This window comes from Streptomyces sp. NPDC048483, from assembly GCF_040651455.1.
In the GTDB taxonomy this organism is placed as follows: domain Bacteria; phylum Actinomycetota; class Actinomycetes; order Streptomycetales; family Streptomycetaceae; genus Streptomyces.
Genome location: NZ_JBEZJZ010000065.1, coordinates 1 through 15,592, shown reverse-complemented (window position 1 = coordinate 15,592; position 15,592 = coordinate 1). Strand labels below are relative to the sequence as shown.

Annotated in this window: 19 protein-coding genes; 8 read left to right on the top strand and 11 right to left on the bottom strand. The window is 69.1% G+C overall.

Annotation, left to right across the window (positions count from 1 at the left end):
* Positions 1-206 precede the first annotated feature (206 nt).
* From AB0D04_RS27685 to AB0D04_RS27675, 3 genes are all read left to right on the top strand, one after another.
* Positions 207-932 carry a hypothetical protein gene (locus AB0D04_RS27685; RefSeq protein ID WP_362708491.1) on the top strand — a complete coding sequence of 242 codons (726 nt, stop codon included), beginning with the start codon at positions 207-209 and terminating at the stop codon, positions 930-932.
* 129 nt (positions 933-1,061) lie between these two features.
* Positions 1,062-1,760: a class F sortase gene (locus AB0D04_RS27680; protein ID WP_362708489.1), complete on the top strand. Its 699-nt coding sequence runs from the start codon at positions 1,062-1,064 to the stop codon at positions 1,758-1,760.
* Between the two features lie 285 nt (positions 1,761-2,045).
* On the top strand, positions 2,046-2,672 hold the full coding sequence (locus AB0D04_RS27675) for a GntR family transcriptional regulator (RefSeq protein WP_362708565.1): 627 nt from the start codon (positions 2,046-2,048) through the stop codon (positions 2,670-2,672).
* 9 nt (positions 2,673-2,681) lie between these two features.
* Here AB0D04_RS27675 and AB0D04_RS27670 read toward each other — a convergent pair whose 3' ends face one another.
* The 5 genes from AB0D04_RS27670 to AB0D04_RS27650 form a co-directional block, all read right to left on the bottom strand.
* Entirely contained in the window at positions 2,682-3,476 is a 795-nt protein-coding gene (locus tag AB0D04_RS27670; protein ID WP_362708486.1) for a carbon-nitrogen hydrolase family protein, read from the bottom strand.
* Positions 3,477-3,615: 139 nt separating this feature from the next.
* Positions 3,616-5,172, bottom strand: coding sequence for a D-alanyl-D-alanine carboxypeptidase/D-alanyl-D-alanine-endopeptidase (gene dacB / locus AB0D04_RS27665; RefSeq protein WP_362708484.1), 1,557 nt, complete (start codon positions 5,170-5,172; stop codon positions 3,616-3,618).
* A 360-nt stretch (positions 5,173-5,532) separates the two neighbouring features.
* Positions 5,533-6,192: an NAD(P)H-dependent oxidoreductase gene (locus tag AB0D04_RS27660; protein WP_362708481.1), complete on the bottom strand. Its 660-nt coding sequence runs from the start codon at positions 6,190-6,192 to the stop codon at positions 5,533-5,535.
* Between the two features lie 130 nt (positions 6,193-6,322).
* On the bottom strand, positions 6,323-7,327 hold the full coding sequence (locus AB0D04_RS27655; RefSeq protein WP_362708478.1) for a YdcF family protein: 1,005 nt from the start codon (positions 7,325-7,327) through the stop codon (positions 6,323-6,325).
* A 55-nt stretch (positions 7,328-7,382) separates the two neighbouring features.
* Positions 7,383-7,718: a hypothetical protein gene (locus AB0D04_RS27650; RefSeq protein WP_362708475.1), complete on the bottom strand. Its 336-nt coding sequence runs from the start codon at positions 7,716-7,718 to the stop codon at positions 7,383-7,385.
* A gap of 131 nt (positions 7,719-7,849) precedes the next feature.
* On the opposite strand from AB0D04_RS27650, the gene AB0D04_RS27645 reads away from it, so the two are divergent.
* A complete protein-coding gene (locus tag AB0D04_RS27645) occupies positions 7,850-8,125 on the top strand; it encodes a hypothetical protein (RefSeq protein ID WP_362708473.1) in 276 nt (91 codons plus the stop codon).
* 53 nt (positions 8,126-8,178) lie between these two features.
* Here AB0D04_RS27645 and AB0D04_RS27640 read toward each other — a convergent pair whose 3' ends face one another.
* Entirely contained in the window at positions 8,179-8,481 is a 303-nt protein-coding gene (locus AB0D04_RS27640) for a hypothetical protein (protein WP_362708470.1), read from the bottom strand.
* 185 nt (positions 8,482-8,666) lie between these two features.
* A complete protein-coding gene (locus AB0D04_RS27635) occupies positions 8,667-9,380 on the bottom strand; it encodes a TetR/AcrR family transcriptional regulator (RefSeq protein ID WP_362708467.1) in 714 nt (237 codons plus the stop codon).
* Positions 9,381-9,530: 150 nt separating this feature from the next.
* Between AB0D04_RS27635 and speB the strand changes: the two genes are divergently transcribed.
* Positions 9,531-10,562: an agmatinase gene (gene speB / locus AB0D04_RS27630; protein WP_362708464.1), complete on the top strand. Its 1,032-nt coding sequence runs from the start codon at positions 9,531-9,533 to the stop codon at positions 10,560-10,562.
* Between the two features lie 79 nt (positions 10,563-10,641).
* On the opposite strand, the gene AB0D04_RS27625 is transcribed toward speB, so the two are convergent.
* Positions 10,642-11,277 (bottom strand): hypothetical protein, encoded by a 636-nt coding sequence (locus tag AB0D04_RS27625; protein WP_362708461.1) that lies wholly within the window; start codon positions 11,275-11,277, stop codon positions 10,642-10,644.
* 60 nt (positions 11,278-11,337) lie between these two features.
* On the opposite strand from AB0D04_RS27625, the gene AB0D04_RS27620 reads away from it, so the two are divergent.
* On the top strand, positions 11,338-11,700 hold the full coding sequence (locus AB0D04_RS27620; RefSeq protein ID WP_362708459.1) for a hypothetical protein: 363 nt from the start codon (positions 11,338-11,340) through the stop codon (positions 11,698-11,700).
* A gap of 46 nt (positions 11,701-11,746) precedes the next feature.
* Positions 11,747-12,118: a hypothetical protein gene (locus AB0D04_RS27615; protein WP_362708457.1), complete on the top strand. Its 372-nt coding sequence runs from the start codon at positions 11,747-11,749 to the stop codon at positions 12,116-12,118.
* Positions 12,119-12,135: 17 nt separating this feature from the next.
* Here the strand turns inward: AB0D04_RS27615 and AB0D04_RS27610 are convergent, their stop codons facing one another.
* From AB0D04_RS27610 to AB0D04_RS27600, 3 genes are all read right to left on the bottom strand, one after another.
* Positions 12,136-12,876 (bottom strand): class I SAM-dependent methyltransferase, encoded by a 741-nt coding sequence (locus AB0D04_RS27610; RefSeq protein WP_362708454.1) that lies wholly within the window; start codon positions 12,874-12,876, stop codon positions 12,136-12,138.
* A 124-nt stretch (positions 12,877-13,000) separates the two neighbouring features.
* Positions 13,001-13,339 carry a hypothetical protein gene (locus AB0D04_RS27605; RefSeq protein ID WP_362708452.1) on the bottom strand — a complete coding sequence of 113 codons (339 nt, stop codon included), beginning with the start codon at positions 13,337-13,339 and terminating at the stop codon, positions 13,001-13,003.
* Between the two features lie 384 nt (positions 13,340-13,723).
* Positions 13,724-15,067, bottom strand: a complete 1,344-nt coding sequence (locus tag AB0D04_RS27600; RefSeq protein WP_362708449.1) for an erythromycin esterase family protein — start codon at positions 15,065-15,067, stop codon at positions 13,724-13,726.
* A gap of 121 nt (positions 15,068-15,188) precedes the next feature.
* Between AB0D04_RS27600 and AB0D04_RS27595 the strand changes: the two genes are divergently transcribed.
* A partial coding sequence (locus AB0D04_RS27595) for a helix-turn-helix domain-containing protein (RefSeq protein WP_362708447.1) occupies positions 15,189-15,592 on the top strand: 404 nt, incomplete at its 3' end.

The window sequence follows — 15,592 nt, the reverse complement described above, 5'->3', positions numbered from 1 at the left end:
GGCCGCGACACGCCGGAAGGGCACGCCATCCAATGGGTGATAAATGGGGCCCCGGCCACCCGAAAAGCGGACGTTGTACCCCGAATGCGGCGTTCTCCGGTGGTGTGGAGCCGTCTTCTGACTGACGTTGATGACGTCGCAATTGCGGTCCGATGAGCCGATGACGTGTCGGCCTTCGCAGTGGCGATGTGAAAGGACATGTCTCCATGCGCACTGCTCGCACCCTGTTTGCCTCGGCCGCCGTCTCTGCGGTCCTGGCCATCACTACTCCCGCAGCTCAGGCCATCGCTCTGGCCGGCGACGACGGCGGATCCTCCAGCAGCCGGGACCACGGACGTGGTGGAGATGACCACGGCCGCGGCGGCGACCACGACCACGGCCGGGACCACGGCCGAGGTCACGACAACGACGGCAGTAAGCCTTCCGGCGGTGTCCGCACCGGTGGCGGCGCCCTGACCAAGGGCGACGACGACTTCGGCGACGACGGATACGGCCGCGGTGGCCACGGTCGCGACCACGACCACGGCCGGGACCACGGCCGAGGTCACGACAACGGCGGCAGCAAGCCCTCCGGCGGTGTTCGCACCGGTGGCGGCGCCATGGCCAAGGTCGTCACCGAGGACTGGGGTGGCGGCGACGACGGCGACGGTGACCACGGTCGCGGCGGTGACCACGGCCGAGGCGGTGACCACGGTCGCGGTGGCGACCACGGCGGCGGGTACGGCGGCGGCGGTCACGATGGTGACCACGGTCGCGGTGGCGACCACGGCCGTGACGGCAGCAAGCCCTCCGGTGGCGTCCACACCGGCGGTGGGGGCATGGCCCTCTCCGGCAGCGGCCTGGCCGCGGGCTCGGTGCTGATGCTCGGCGGTCTCGGTGCCGGGGTGTATGTGCTCCGCCGCCGGAGTGCGTCGGGTTCCGGCGCCGCCTGACCCTGCTGCGCTCCACACACAGTTCGCTGTGCTGTCGCGGCCACCGTCGCAGATGGACGGTGGTCGCGACAACTGCCGTTCCGTATCCCGCTCCCCTTGCCAACGCCTCGTACAGGAAGGCACCGCTCCATGGCCGACCAGAAGCCGTCCCAGCCGAACCCACCCCGGACCGCGCCCGGGTCCGGCCCCGTCAGCCGTCGGCTGATGTGGCCGGCCGGAGCGTTCCTTCTGGGGACCCTGCTTGTCTACAACTCCATAGACACGCCGGACGATCCCAAGTCACAGCAGTCCGGTCCTGCGGCGGTCGCCACCGCCGCGCCCGGCGGCTCCGCTCGGACCGCCCTCCGTTCCGTCCCGGCGCTCTCCCGCTCCGTACCGAAGCGGCTGGCGATCCCCGAGATCGCCGTCGATGCGCCCTTCACCCCGTTGTCGATCGGCCCGTCCGGGCAGCTCAATGCGCCGCCCGGCAAGGACAAGAATCTGGTCGGCTGGTTCCAGGGCGGGGCGACGCCCGGCGAACGCGGCGCGTCGATCGTCGCGGGCCATGTCGACACCAAGACCGGCCCGGCCGTGTTCATGCAGCTCAGCATGCTCAAAAAGGGCAGCAAGATCGACATCACGCGGTCGGACGGCGTCGTCGCGACGTTCCAGGTCGACTCGGTCGCGACGTTCAGCAAGGCGCAGTTCCCCAACGACCAGGTCTACGCCGACACTCCGGACGCGCAGCTGCGCGTGATCACGTGCGGCGGTGCCTACAACAAGGCCGCCAAGGACTATGAGGCCAACGTGGTCGTGTTCGCCCACCTCGCCTCGTCGACCCGTCAGTGAATTCCCTACGAGAGTCAGGGCCGGTCCCGGAAAGGGGCCGGCCTCCGGCGGTCCGCCGCCGATCACCCCTCCATGGCGGGGAGTGAGAAGCCGGGTACCCGTATCCGGGTTCTCTCCTCCACCGTGGTAGCTTCTGCATGCACCTGCATACAACTTGTATGCAGCTTCGCGGTGAGCGCGCGGGAAGCGCACTGATGCGCACCGCGACGTGCCACCCGATGCGCACCGCGACGTGCGACGGGGACATCAGTGGGGAGAGCGGTGGGAATCGCGATGGGAAAAACGATGCAGTCGGGGCGCGAGAAGGCGTACGCCTATCTCAAGGACATCATTCTGACGGACCCTGAGATGCAGGACCGCTTCCTCTCCGAACAGGATCTCGCGGACCGTATCGGCATATCGCGCACACCGATCCGCGAGGCCCTCCTCCTGCTCGCCGCCGAGGACCTGGTGCGGCTGGTTCCCAAGCGTGGCGCGCACATTCCTCCGCTGTCCGGACGCGACATCGCCGAACTGATGGAAATGCGCGGCCTGATGGAGCGCTTCGCCGCCGAACATACGATGTCCCAGGGCACCGCCCCGGTATCGGAGATGGCCGAGATCCTCGCCCACCAGGAAGCGCTTCGGGGCGACGCCACCACCAGGGAATTCATCGCCGCCGACCACCGCTTCCACGCCGCCCTCGTCGCCGCCGTCGGCAATATCCTGATGAGCCGTCAGTACGACGCGCTGCGCAGCCGTCAGATCCGGGCCGGCGTCATCGGGCCGTACCGCTCGGCCAAGCGCCAGGACGAAGTGCTCGCCGAACACCGGCAGATCCTCGACTGCTTGGTCGCCGGCGACGCCGCCGCGGCCTGCGCGGCGATCGACCGCCACCTCCGGGCCACCCAACGCATCCTGCTGGCCGCGTAGTTACCGGCCTCACATGCGTCGGTTGTCCAGCACGGCCACCGCACGACGAACCCGCTCGGTTTCCTCGACGTCCACGTCGGCGGTCAGCAGATCCGGTACCGCTCCCAACTGGGCGCGTACGGTGCCATCGGGGCCGATCAGGGCACTGCTGCCCACACCCGTCGGCGCTTTGGTGGGCAGCTCCGGATCGGCCTGCGGATCCGGAGCTGCTGCCCCCACGGCCGCCAGCCAGACCGTCGCGTCCAAGGCGCGTGCCCGCACCAGAAGGTCCCACTGCGCACGCTTGCCGGGACCGGCACCCCACGATGCGGGCAGCACGGAAATGACCGCGCCCGCGTCCGCATGGGCCCGGAACAACTCGGGAAACCGCAGGTCGTAACAGGTGGCCAGACCGATGCGGACCCCGTCGACATCGATCGTCACCACCCGTGAGCCCGCCGCGACCGTGTCGGACTCCCGGAACCCGAACGCGTCATACAAGTGGATCTTGTCGTAGGAGGTGTCCACCTCCGGCCCCGTGGCCAGCAGCGTATTGGCCACCCGGTCCTCATCAGCCGGCGTGAACATCCCCGCAACCACCGTCACCCCCGCCTCCCGGGCCACCGTCCGCACCCCCTCGGCCCACGGCCCGTCCAACGGCTCGGCCACCGGCCGCAGCGGAGCCCCGAACCGCACCATGGCCGCTTCCGGAAACACCACCAACCGCGCCCCCTCCCGCGCCGCGCGGCGTACATGCTCCTGCACTGCCGCGAGGTTGTGCTTCGGATCGGTCGATGCCGTCATCTGGCACAGTGCGATGCGCATGCAGCTCCTTCTTCCTTTGCGTTCAACGCTTGTGCGGGTCGCTGTGTTCCGAATTCTGCTGTGCCGACGGGGGATCCGGAGCCGGGCGCGCTGAGGAGATGCGTCGCCCCGGCCCGGCCTCGGGAGCGCCACCCCGCGTTCAGCTGCGCCCCGCACCACCCTGCTGAAGAGCGGCGGCAACATCCGCCACATCATTCCCCATGTCCAGAACGCCATTGATATCGGCGCCGGACGTCGATGCACCATTCACTCCGGCGAAGAACACATCAAAGTGCCCCTTGCGCGTCTTCAGATATCCGGCGGCGGTCTCGGCGCCCACAGCCAGCCGGTCATTGAGCGCATCGCCACCCGCCACCGTGCCGGTCTTGGCGAAGACCTTGCCGCGTGACGGGCAGTCGCGGCAGGCGTCCGCCAACCCACCGTCCACGCCCAGAATCGGCAGTGACCTGCGGAAACGATCCGCATCGGGGGTGTGCTGCCAGTACGTCAGAATCTGTGCCAGGGCGCGCGGTGTGGTCCGGTCGACCGGATTTCCGCCTCGTCCGTCGGCGAGTTGGACGGCCTTACGGTCCACCTTCGCGCCGTCCAGGAATTTCGCGAGCACCGGAAATCCGTTCTCGCACTGAGTGCTTCCTGCGTGCGTGGCCATCAGACAGATCCCGAGATTCGCCCCGAGATTGTGGCTCACCTTGAGAATGAGCTCGGCGTACTGAGCGTACGACGGGGAGGAATACCGGGCGACCGCGGGCGCACCCTGGTACGAGTCCGGCAACCGGTCGGCAGGGTTGGGGCCGGTGGCAGCCGCGCGGACCTCGACCCCGGCCCGTTGCAGCGCTTCGATCAGGGCCGTCCGGCCAAAGGCCAGGGGATCCTTGATATCGGCCGTCCGCAGGACAGGGGCGGCGTCGGCGGCGATGGTGCCGGACAGCCGGATACGGGTGCCGTCGGCGGAGGCGCTGACGTTGATGTCGGTCGGCCTGCCCGCCTCGACGGTGCGGACGGCGGAGGTGACGCGGTAGGGCGCGACCTTCGGGCGCCACTCCAGACGGGCGCGGTCACCCGCACTGGCGCCGGGGGAGGTCCGCAGGTCAATGAGGTTGTCGTTGATGATCAGCGGAGTGGGGGTCGGGTCGAGCACCGGATCGGGACGGAACAGTCGCCCGTCGACGACCACCTCACCGTCGACCCGCTCGATTCCCGCGTCACGGACCTGCCGGGCCAGTTGGTCGATGCCGGCCAGCGGATTCTGCGGGGTGAGGGTGGCTCCCGGGATGTCGTTGGCGTAGGTGTGATCGATGTTGGTGAACGCGACCGTGCCGTTCTTGCGCGTCCGGCCGCCGAGGGTCAGGTCGCCCTGCGCCACAAGATCCAGATCGCCGTCGAGCGTCGCCCCGCGCCGCTGCCCGACGGCGTGGACCGGCGTGACGAAGCGGTGACCGCCGCCAAGGGTGTGCCAGGTGCCGCTGACGCTGAACAATTTGGCCGACGATCCGGGGATGAAGAACTGGTCGGCGTAGCGCGACTGCACCACCTCGCCACTGGCCAGGTCCTGTTGGAACAGCCCCCACTGCGCGTTCTGGTACTCCGGCTTCCGCATGATCGCGGTGATGTGCGGATCGAGGTCGTCAGGCGGGGGAGACGGCGTCGCCTGGACGAGGCCGACCACGACAGCGCCGACGACCAGCACAAGGCCCATGGCCCCGACAAGATGCCGCCGGACCCTCCGTCGCATGACGGGTGATGACATGCGCACTCCACCGATAGTGCCGTTCCGTCGCGGCGCATACCTGCCGCTCCGCGCCGCTGAACAGCGCTGCACACCGCTCCATATCCATAGGGGCCGCCACCAGAACGTACTGCGTCCCCTCACCGCACCCGCGCAGCACATTGCCAGGGTCCCCCGTACGCCCCAGCGCAACGGCCTGCACGGCGGGAACGGGCAGCAGAACAGAACCGCCCGGCATCACGGCAGGGCGCGCCTCCACCGCACCGATGGCCCATCGAGGCCGCGCTGCCCGTGCCCGCGCGCAGGAGACCGACGCGGTGCGGCGCCGCCTCAGTCCTCCGCCCGCTGCGTCACAGAGGCCTCGGTACGGTCTCCCAGGAACTCGTACCACCGGCGTTGCAGGCAGACGTACCGGGCATCGGCTTCGACAAGGCTCAAAAACGCAGTGACGGTTTCACCGAGGCGCTGGTGCAACCCGGGGTCGGTCAGCTGCCCGTCCTCGGTGAAACCCTGATGGGCCGCGGCAAGGCTGAACATGTCCGGGTAGACACGGGTGCCCAGATGCTCCAGCGGAACCCTCAGCGCCCACAGCCCCCGGTTGCCGCCGACCAGGGACGGGGAGGCGGAGACCAGCAGCGCATGCTTGGTCTTGAACGGCTGCGGCCGGACCCGGGAGACCCAGTCGATCGCGTTCTTCACCACCCCCGGCACGGACGCGTTGTACTCGGGGGAGGAGAGCACAAAAGCGTTGCACTGTTCGAGACGGTCGCGCAGCGCCAGCGCGCCGCCCGGCACCCCGTGCGCGGTCTCCAGGTCACCGTCGTACAGCGGCATGTCGAATTCTCGCATCGCGGCCAGGTCGACGTCCGCGCCGGCGTCGGTCAGCATGCGCCCCACGAGCGACGCCAGGCGGGCGTTGGTCGATCCGGCCCGTAGCGAAGCGCCGAGGACAAGTACGCGCAGCGGGCTGGGGTGGGCATCCGTGGGCATGATGACGTCCTTCCGGCAAGAGAACGGCGGCGCCTCTGCAGGCGCCGCCGTAGCAGCCTATAGGCGCTCACACGGTAATTCCGGTACGCACCGCGCCGTAATCCGCACGGCTCACCGCCGGCGCCGTGTGTCAGCGGATCCACCAAATAAGTACGCCACCCAGCACAAGGAGAGAGCAGATACCGAGATTGACCACCTTGTGCTCGAGGAATACCGCGGCGAATTCGCGGATCGTCGCACTGGGCCAGAAGTACGCGGCCGTGGGCGAGCCCACCACCTGACCATGGACTCCGGCTTTCCGGGCCATCAAAGCCGCACGGAAGGCGTGGTAGTTGTTGGTGACGACGACACACCGGTAGTCCGGCTTCGCGTCCTCCATGATCACCTTGCTGAACCGCAGATTCTCCTCGGTCGTGCGCGAGCGGTCCTCCCGCTCGATCCGCTCCGCCGGGAACCCCCGCTCGATCAGGTAGTCGGCCATCGCATGGGACTCCGGGAGATTCTCGTCCGGTCCCTGTCCGCCGGACGTCAGCAGCACGGGCGTGTTGCCGCGCGCGGCGAGCCGTTCGTACACGCGGCGACCGCGCTCCAGCCGGCCGGCCAGCAGCGGTGGCACCTTGGACCCGCCGATGAGGCCGGAGCCCAGCACCACCACATAGTCGGCGTCGCGGCGGACCCGTAGCCGTCCGTACAGGAAGGCGTAGCCGACGAAGCACAGGAAGAGGAACGAGACATAGCCGACCAGGCCGACGGCGGTGGCCCCGATGATCAGCAGCGTGCGCGAGTGCAGGGCAAGGGCGGTGACCAGCAACGCGATGAGGGCGACGATGCCGAGCCCGGCGAGCAGCGACAGCAGATTGGCGGGGCGCCTGCCTTCCTTGCGCACCATTTTCACGCCGTTGGCGATAAAAAAGCAGGCGAGCACGACGATGCCCAGCGCCGGCAGCACCAGCAGCGCCACGAGCGCGACCTTCCCCAGGAGCGCATCGGACCGCCCGAGCTTGAGGACCAGCGCAAGCAGTGCGAACGCGACGGCGAGCCCCAAGAGGACGGCGTTGGCGAACCGGCGTCGGTCGCGCAGCACGCCGACGCCGAAGAGGAAGGAGAACAAGACCGCGGGGGCGAAGGCCAACATGCCTACATGGTAGGCAAATTCGTGGTCTGCCGGGCTCGGTGCGCGGCGACGGGAGCTACCGAAGGACGGGACGTGATACGGGATCGGCGATTCGGAAGGTGCTGCCGTTGCGCGGGCCGAGCGTGACGGCGATTTCCACGCACCCTGCCGCATCCTCAACCGAGAAGGCCCTGGTCGCCTCGGCGAGCCGCGCGGTGCGCCGCCCCCGGTAGTGGAAATACACGCTGATGTGGTGATCGCCGGGACCGACGGCGATTGCCTCGGTTCCCCATTGCGCTTCGTGCCGCCGCCCGTCGATTTCGATGACCGGCGTCGTCAGCAGACGATGGAACCATGCAGCGAAGCGTGACGGCTCGACGCTGACCACGACAACTGGACATGTTTCCCGCATGAGTTGACGGTAGCAGCGCGCGTTCGTGTCACCTGCGGTTCCCGGCTGCGCCCTCGGACGCCTGGGAAGTTGTTGTCACGCGCCCCTCGTGGCCGATTGCGAGTACCGGGCGGTACGGGCACCCTTACCTCATGTCGCACGTAAGGCTGGAAGCCTGGATCGGTGGAGAGTGGCTGGAAGTGGACGCCGTGAGCGTCTCCGTAGGGGAGTCTGCGCTCACTCTCTCCTTCGAACGCCAGCGGACCGAGTCCGGGTACCGGGGCCTCATCTGGGAGCCGCTGGAGAACTTTCTGCGCGAGTACCGTGACGAGCCGGTCGTCGTGGTGCCGCTGGGCCGCAACCTGCCGGTGATGTACGGTCCCGGCGCCGTGGGACCCTTCCGGCTGGCCGAGATGCCGGACGACTGACCCTCGCCCGCCGAGGCGTCATTCCCGGCCGTGGCGATGTTCCGGCCGTGGCGTTATTGGAGTCCCGTCTGCGCCTTGCCGAACAGTTCGCCCTCGGAATAGAAGAACACCGCGTTGCTGCTGCCGTCGGCGCCGTAGCACGTCCAGGTGGTGGGGTAGCCCGCTGCGTGTTCGGCCTCGTCTTCCCGTTGGCAGGTGCTGGCGTAGTGGAGCAGGGATTTCTCGCCGCTGCCGGCCTTGAGCTTGTGGAATTCGGCGAGCGTCAGCGGGTCGCTGGTGAGTGCGGAGGCTTCGTAGACACCGGCGGCCAGCAGGACGGTGAGGGTGCAGAGGCCGGCTATCGCGCTCTTGTTCACGGGTGGGGCTGTCCTTTTGCGGATGTGGTGTGGTGGTGGAGGCGGGCCTGCCGACTCATGGTCGGAGCGCCTCGCGGCGGGGAAGTGGGTACGGCGTCACGTTGCCAGGTCAGTATGCCGCGACCCGGGAGGCCCGGTCGTCCGGCGGACGACCTACGGCCGGCGGGGGTTCGCGGTTGCCCGCCTCAGGGCCGCGAGCTGTTCCGCGGCGCCCGGCGCCGTCGGGCCGGGCCGTCCGGCGGGGCCGCCGGCGCATCGGTGGCGAGGGCCGGGGCGGGCTGTGAAGGGAGGGGCTGAAAGGGCAGTTCGCCGGAGAAGCCCACGGCCAGGGCCAGCTGACGGCCGGCGAGCCGGCGGGCGTCGGACAGGGGCAGCGCCTGGTCGCCGGCGACGATGCGAGTGGCCAGGCCGGTGAGCAGGGCGAGTGCGAGGGTGGCCACCTCGTCGGGATCGCAGTCATGGAAGACGCCCTCGTCCAGCCCGGCCGCCACCGTCGCGGACAGCGGCTGCATGATCCGGTCATTGAGCGCGGCCAGGCTGCGTGCGAGTTCGGGGGAGCCGGCCGCCCGCATTTCCAGTTCGGACCACAGACGCCACTCCATGACGTCGTCGCGGGTCAGGGGCAGCCCGAAATCGATCAGATCGGCGAACCGCTCCGGCGGCGAGGACCGCTGCTTGCCGCCGGCCCGGCGCTCCAGGCGCGCCTCGGCGGCGCTCAGGGACTGGGCGAGCGAAGCGGTCAGGAGCTGGGCGCGGTTGCTGAAGTGGTAGTGGACCAGCGCGGTGGAGGCCCCGGCGAGTTGGGCGATGTCGGCGATGCGTACCCCGTCGAAGCCGTCGCGGGCGATCAGCTCCAGGGCCGCACGCAGAATCCTCTCCCGTCCGCCGTTCGCGCTCATGCGCCGATCCTGTCACACGCCCGGGGATTGAATCGGCCACCGACTGACTTTAAAGTCAGCCGCGGCCGGTGACGTCCGCCGTCACCGCGCCGACACACCCGCCCACCGCCGCGCGCTCTCCGCCACGGCCTACGGCTTCTGGGAGATCACATGACCCGCTACGGCCCCATGTTCGGTCCCGACATCACTTTTCTCGGCGTGGATCGCTGCACCCTCGACGAGCCCGACACCTACCGCGACGCGGACGTGGTCATCGTCGGCGCGCCCTTCGACGGCGGCGTCTGCCATCGGCCCGGCACCCGCTTCGGCCCGACGGCGATCCGGTCCACCGACTACGGCCCGCACGACGGCAGCTGCCCCTCACTCGCGCTCCGCGTCGACGGCCTCAAGGATCTGCGCGTGGTCGACGCGGGCGACGTGGAAATGTTCGCCGGCGACATCGAAGGCAGCATCCAGGCCATCGAGGAGGCCGTCGCCACCATCGCCGCAAGCGGCGCGGTCCCGATCGTGCTCGGCGGCGACCACACCATCGCCCTCCCCGACATCACCGGCGTCGCCCGCCACCACGGCTTCGGCCGCGTCTCGGTCATCCACTTCGATGCCCACGCCGACACCGGCGACATCGAGTTCGGCCATCTGCACGGACACGGCCAGCCGATGCGCCGCCTGATCGAATCCGGCGCCGCACGCGGCGACCGCTTCCTCCAGATGGGACTGCGCGGCTACTGGCCCGGCCCGGAAACCCTGGACTGGATGGCGGACCAGAGAATGCGCTCGTACGAGATGAGCGAGATCGTCTCGCGCGGCCTCGACACCTGTCTGGAAGAAGCCATGACCCTCGCCCTGGACGACTGCGACACCGTGTTCCTCTCGGTCGACGTGGACGTGGTCGACCCGGGCATGGCCCCCGGCACCGGAACGCCCGAACCCGGCGGATTCACCTCCCGCCAACTCCTCGACGCCGTACGCCGACTGTGCCTCGAACTCCCCATCGCAGGCGTCGATATCGTCGAGGTCTCGCCCCCGTACGACCACGCCGACATCACCGCCTACCTCGGCAACCGGATCGTCCTCGAGGCGCTGTCCGGGATGGCGGCCCGCAGACGGGGCGACGTGTGGAATCCCGCCCGTCCTCTGTTGGACGGCCGGGGGACCCGGCGCGGCGCGGCGCAGGCCGGCTGACCGCGCCTGCACACACCGGGGGCGGCGGCAATCCCGATGCCGCCGCCCCCGGTGTTCTCAAGGCGCTGTCGTCCTGCTCTCAACGGTTGGGGCGGCGGCGGGTGTCCGGGCGGCCGATGTGCCCGGCTCCGCGCTGCACCTCGCCCAGCCAAAGGTGCGCCGGCGCGTACTGCTGGAGCGCCGCTCTCGCCTCGTTCAGCTTTCCCTGCGGCACCGGCAGCCGGTAGCGCAGCCGAGGCAGCCCGGGACCTATCGGCTCCTCGTCGCGGACCGCGGCCCAGAGCACCGGATCACGGTCGTCGATCGGGCCGCTGGGGCAGAGCTCGAAGGTGTGGACCTTCGTCCTCTTGCCGAGCTCGCTCCAGTAGATACCGACTCCGGCCAGTACGTCCCAGGGCACGACCTGGCGTGCCGTGCCGTTGTCCAACCACATGCCCGTCCGGTCCACCATGACCGCCAAGCGCCTGCCCGTCCAGATCGGGAGCCCGAAGAGCACGCCGAGCGCGCCGAGCACCAGCATGAAGACCATGCCGGCAATGCCTTGTGGCGTGATCTCGCCACGGTTCGTTCCAGTGGCCAGCATGACCAGCCCGACCACCCCGGTCAGGCCCAGCCCGACCAGCGCAAGACAGGCGAAGAGGGCGCCGATTCTGCGGCCGAGTCCGGTTCGCAGCACGATGGTATCGGGGGACGGTGAAGGATGTGGCATGGGCATGATCTGGAGTCTACGCATTCCCTGAACGGGCTGTCGGTGGGAACCCGTAGGGTTCTGACCGTGAGTGAATACGGAGACCGGGCCGACCGCACCGAGCAACTGCGGTCCAATTTCGCGCAGCAGGGGATACAGGGTGTCGCCGAGGACGCCGCGCGTACCGAGCGGGCCCAGCGTCGGGTCCACACTGTGGTGGCGGCGCTGGTGACCATCGCAGCCCTGGTAGCAACCATTTACCGGTTCGTCTCCGGTGCCCCGGTGGGAGTATGGGTTGCTTTCTACGCCGGGGGCGTAGCTCTCGGCGCATCTGGGTTCGTCCTCGTCCGGTGCGGCTGGCCACGCCTGGGGCTCGCGGTAGCCGTGCTCGGTTGCCTCGCGTTGGGGCTCGGCGACAGTGCGGGAGGGCTGATGGCGGCACGCAGCTGACGGAGACCGGACCTCGCCGCGGCCGGAGATTGTGGGCAACGGCCAAGTGGGCAAGGGCATCGACGCCCTTGACACACAGGGCCACGCCGCCGGCATCCTCGGCCACCCGGCGCGCCTCCTGAGCACCGACCGCGCGGTGATATCCGACCGGCTCGCAGACGGTGTTGAGCAACCCGGCATCGCTTCCGAGGTGTTCCAGCAGGCCGAGGCCCTGTTCGGCGGGGCAGAGGTGTCGCCCGCCGAGTTCGCGTCGCGGCTGCACTTCGCCGCGAAGGTCCTGCACGACGCGTACGCCGATCGCATTGCGGCCGCCGCACCCGGCATGCCGTGGCGGACGGTGCGGGCCTGGTGGCGGCCGGTGGGCAAGCGCGTCCCGCACCCGAACCGCATTTTTCAAGACAGGCACGGCTTACGCTGACGGCCCGGTGGTCGACCTCAGGTTGGCTTGCGCCACACGGAGATGTGCTTTGCGGAGTCCTGGGTGAACGGCGCCCCGTCCCAGTCTGCGACGCGACGTTCCAGCTCGAGCCCAGCGATCCGTGCCATCAGGTCGAGCTCTGCCGGCCAGGCGTACCGATGCCGGGAGTTGCCGCGGCGGTAGCGGCCGTCGTCGCCGTCGCGGGTGAAGTGGTGCGAGACGAGAATCTGCTCGACCAGGTCGAAGGTGTCGAAGCCGAGATGCTGCTCAGAGACGTCGAACGGCACCGCGACCTGGCCGGGCGGCAGGAAGCGCAGCGGCGGCACGCCCAGCTCGATGACGAATCGGCCGCCGGGCCGCAGATGACGCGCGGCGTTGCGGAAGCACTCGACCTGCTCGTCCTGCGTGAGCAGATTCGTGATGGTGTTGTAGACGAGATAGACCAGGGTGAACTCGCCGGGGACGACGGTGGTGGCCATGTCCCCGACGGCGATCGGGAGCATGTCCTCGTCGATCTTGCGCCGCAGGACCGCTGCCATGTGCTCGGACAGTTCGATGCCCACTACTGGCACGCCGCGTTCCCGAAGCGGGACGCCCACTCGTCCGGTTCCGATGGCGAACTCCAGTGCCCGGCCGTCTCCGGCGATCTCGGCGAGGAAGGCGAGAGTCGGTCCGAGAACGGCGGCCGAGGACATCTCGGTCTCTTCGGCGTCGTAGTGGTCGGCGGTCACACGGGTCCACAGCTCACTGCTGGTCACGGGCGGCCACTTTGCCGGGTGCCGAGGGGCGCTGTCGACGCATTTACCTTCCACAGGCTCATCCCAGGGTTCGAGGCGGGTCGGTACAGACCTTTCAGGAACCGTCCGGATCGGGGGCGCAAGGTCACGGCAGTGGTTCGGTCGTTCTTCTCGGCGCAGCGTGCACCGCCCACAGCTCGTCATCGACTTCCCATGGCTTGGCCTGGGCCACCCCACACCCCCGGATCATCAGGCACTGGATCGGCGTGAGGTCGGGGCCGTCGTCGTCGGGATGATTGAGGAGTGGTGCCAGTGTGGTGGAGGCATCGTTCCAGGGGCGCTGTCCACCGAAGCCGTGCATATCGTCGAGTGCGAACTCTTCGGCCTGCGCCAGCCACCGCCGGAACACGCTGAAGCCTGTGTAGGACCAGGACACGTCCGGGCTGTTGGTGTCGCCGTCTCCTGGGAACAGAACAAGCCCCACGATGCCCTCCTCGTTGACCGAGCACACAGGATCGGCCTCTGAAGAGGGCGACGGCAACTGAAATGATCTCGCCGTCGCTGGTGTGATCACGGCGTCTGAGCCGCGGGCGGCGACGAGGGGGAGCCCCGATGAGCCTGATCGCCGCAGGGGGAGCCGTTGGCGCCAACGGCTCCTCCGGCAGCGGGTGCTGGAAACTCAGACTCGCGGACACGATGAACTGAGACGCCGCTCTCCCCTCGGGCCTGGCAGATACGACAATCCGCGACACCGACATCGGCACGTCTCACCCCACAGCCCATCATGCCTGGTCAGTGCAGTGTCTCAGCGCTGGACCCAAGGAGACAGGACACCGGCCGCCATCGGTAGCGGTCGTGGCCGGTCGGGTCAGCGAAGGCGGCCGGCTTCGATCTGGTGCAGATGGATGAGGATGTCGTAGGAGCGGCTGAGGGCGGTATCCGGTGCGTCGGTCGACCAGTACAGGCCGTAGGACCGGGTGGGGCGGGCCGTCTCGAGCCAGGTTCGGGCCGCCGCGGGCGCGGTGCGCAGGTCGATGCTGAAGTCGCGGTAGCGGACCTTGTCGAGGGTGTTCTCATTGTGGCCCTTTGGGGCGGGGCCGACGGTGTAGGTCTTGGGCTGCTGCGTGGTGTAGTCGGGCAGTGCGTTGATGGCACCCTCGTTGAAGGTCAGCCCGATGTTGACATAGTCGTCGCCGAGTCGGCGGTGCAGGACCGCGCCGGTGGGCTCGGGGAACTCGGCCGGATTGTCGCTGATGTAGGCGATATGGCCGTTGTTCGAGGCGAGCAGGATCCTGCCGCCTCGGTGGCGCAGCCACCAGGCCGTGTTGGCGGCCATGGCCTGGTCGCGGTAGCGCATCCGCTCGGAGAACTGCTCGTCGGGGAAGGCGTAGCCGGTGAAGCTCTGGGCGATGGCGGTGGCGTTCTGCACCGCCCAGGCGTACGCCTCGCGGCTGTGCCGGTCGGCGCTGTGCGGGCGCCCCCGGTCGCGCAGCAGCGCAAGGGCGGAGGCGGCCTCGTCGGCGTCGGCCTTCCGCTCGGTCGCGCTCTTGCCGTAGAGCTGGTTGGCCATCCACGGCCCGGCCTCGGTGTCGGCTTCCGGCCGCACGGAGTCGTACGAGGCCTCGATGCCGGCGGTCAAGTCCGGGCGGTATGCGGCGAGGTAGTCGGAGACCTGGTCGAAGGTGGCCTTGCCCGGGAAGCCCAGGTCGTTGCCGACGAAGTGCAGCTGCGGCCGGCCGGAGTGGGCGAGGTTGTAGCGACGCATCCAGTGGATCAGGTCGAGGTACTCCTGCGTGTTCCAGAAGACGTACTGGCCCTGGAACTCGTCCCGCATGATCTGCGCGGGGTCGCCGACGCCACGGGTGACATAGGCGTCCAGACGCAGGCCGGTGCTCCAACTCGTCTCCAGGGTGAAGGTGGTGAAGCCCTTGGTGTCCACGAGGTGGCGGAAGACGCGCTGCTTGAGGGTGCAGAACTCGTGGCCGCTGTGGCTGGCCTCACCGAGGCCCACGATGCGGGCGTCGCCGACCATCCGCCCGAGGGCGCCCAGGTCGCTCAGGGGGTACGCGCTGCGGTTCAGGGAGTTCACCAGGCCGGCGGCCGGTGGGGTCAGTGCCGCGGCGGCGCCGGCGCTGACGGTCCCTGCGGTGAGGACGGCGGCTGTGGCCCGGCCGAGCAGGCGGCGTCGGCTGACGGGACGGGCGCGGCTCATGGCATCTCCCTCAATTGGTGGGTACGGCGCGACCTTAGACAGATTTGGACGCTCGCACAAGACACTCGTCTTAGGCGTTTGCATGAGACGTTCGATCGACCCACCGGGTAAGGTTCCCGGCATGGGAAATCGCGAGGATCTGCTGGCGGGAGCCAGACGCTGCCTTGAGGAGAAGGGCTGGGCCCGCACCACGGTGCGCGACATCGCGACCGCCGCAGGCGGCGTCAGCATGGCCGCCATCGGCTACCACTTCGGCTCCCGCGAGGCGCTGTTGAACGCCGCTCTCATCGAAGCGATCGACGAGTGGGGCACATGTATCGGCCGCACACTGGCCTCCTTCGGGGAAAGCGGAAGCAGCCCGGCCGGGCGCTACGAGGCCATGTGGACCGCGATCATCAAGTCCTTCCAGGACGACCGGACCCTGTGGCTGCACCGATGCCTGGCGCGGCGGCAGCAGCCTGCTGGTACGGGGCGCTCTCGACGCCCCCGCGACCGTGGAGCTGTTCCCCGCCCGGCTGCCGACCG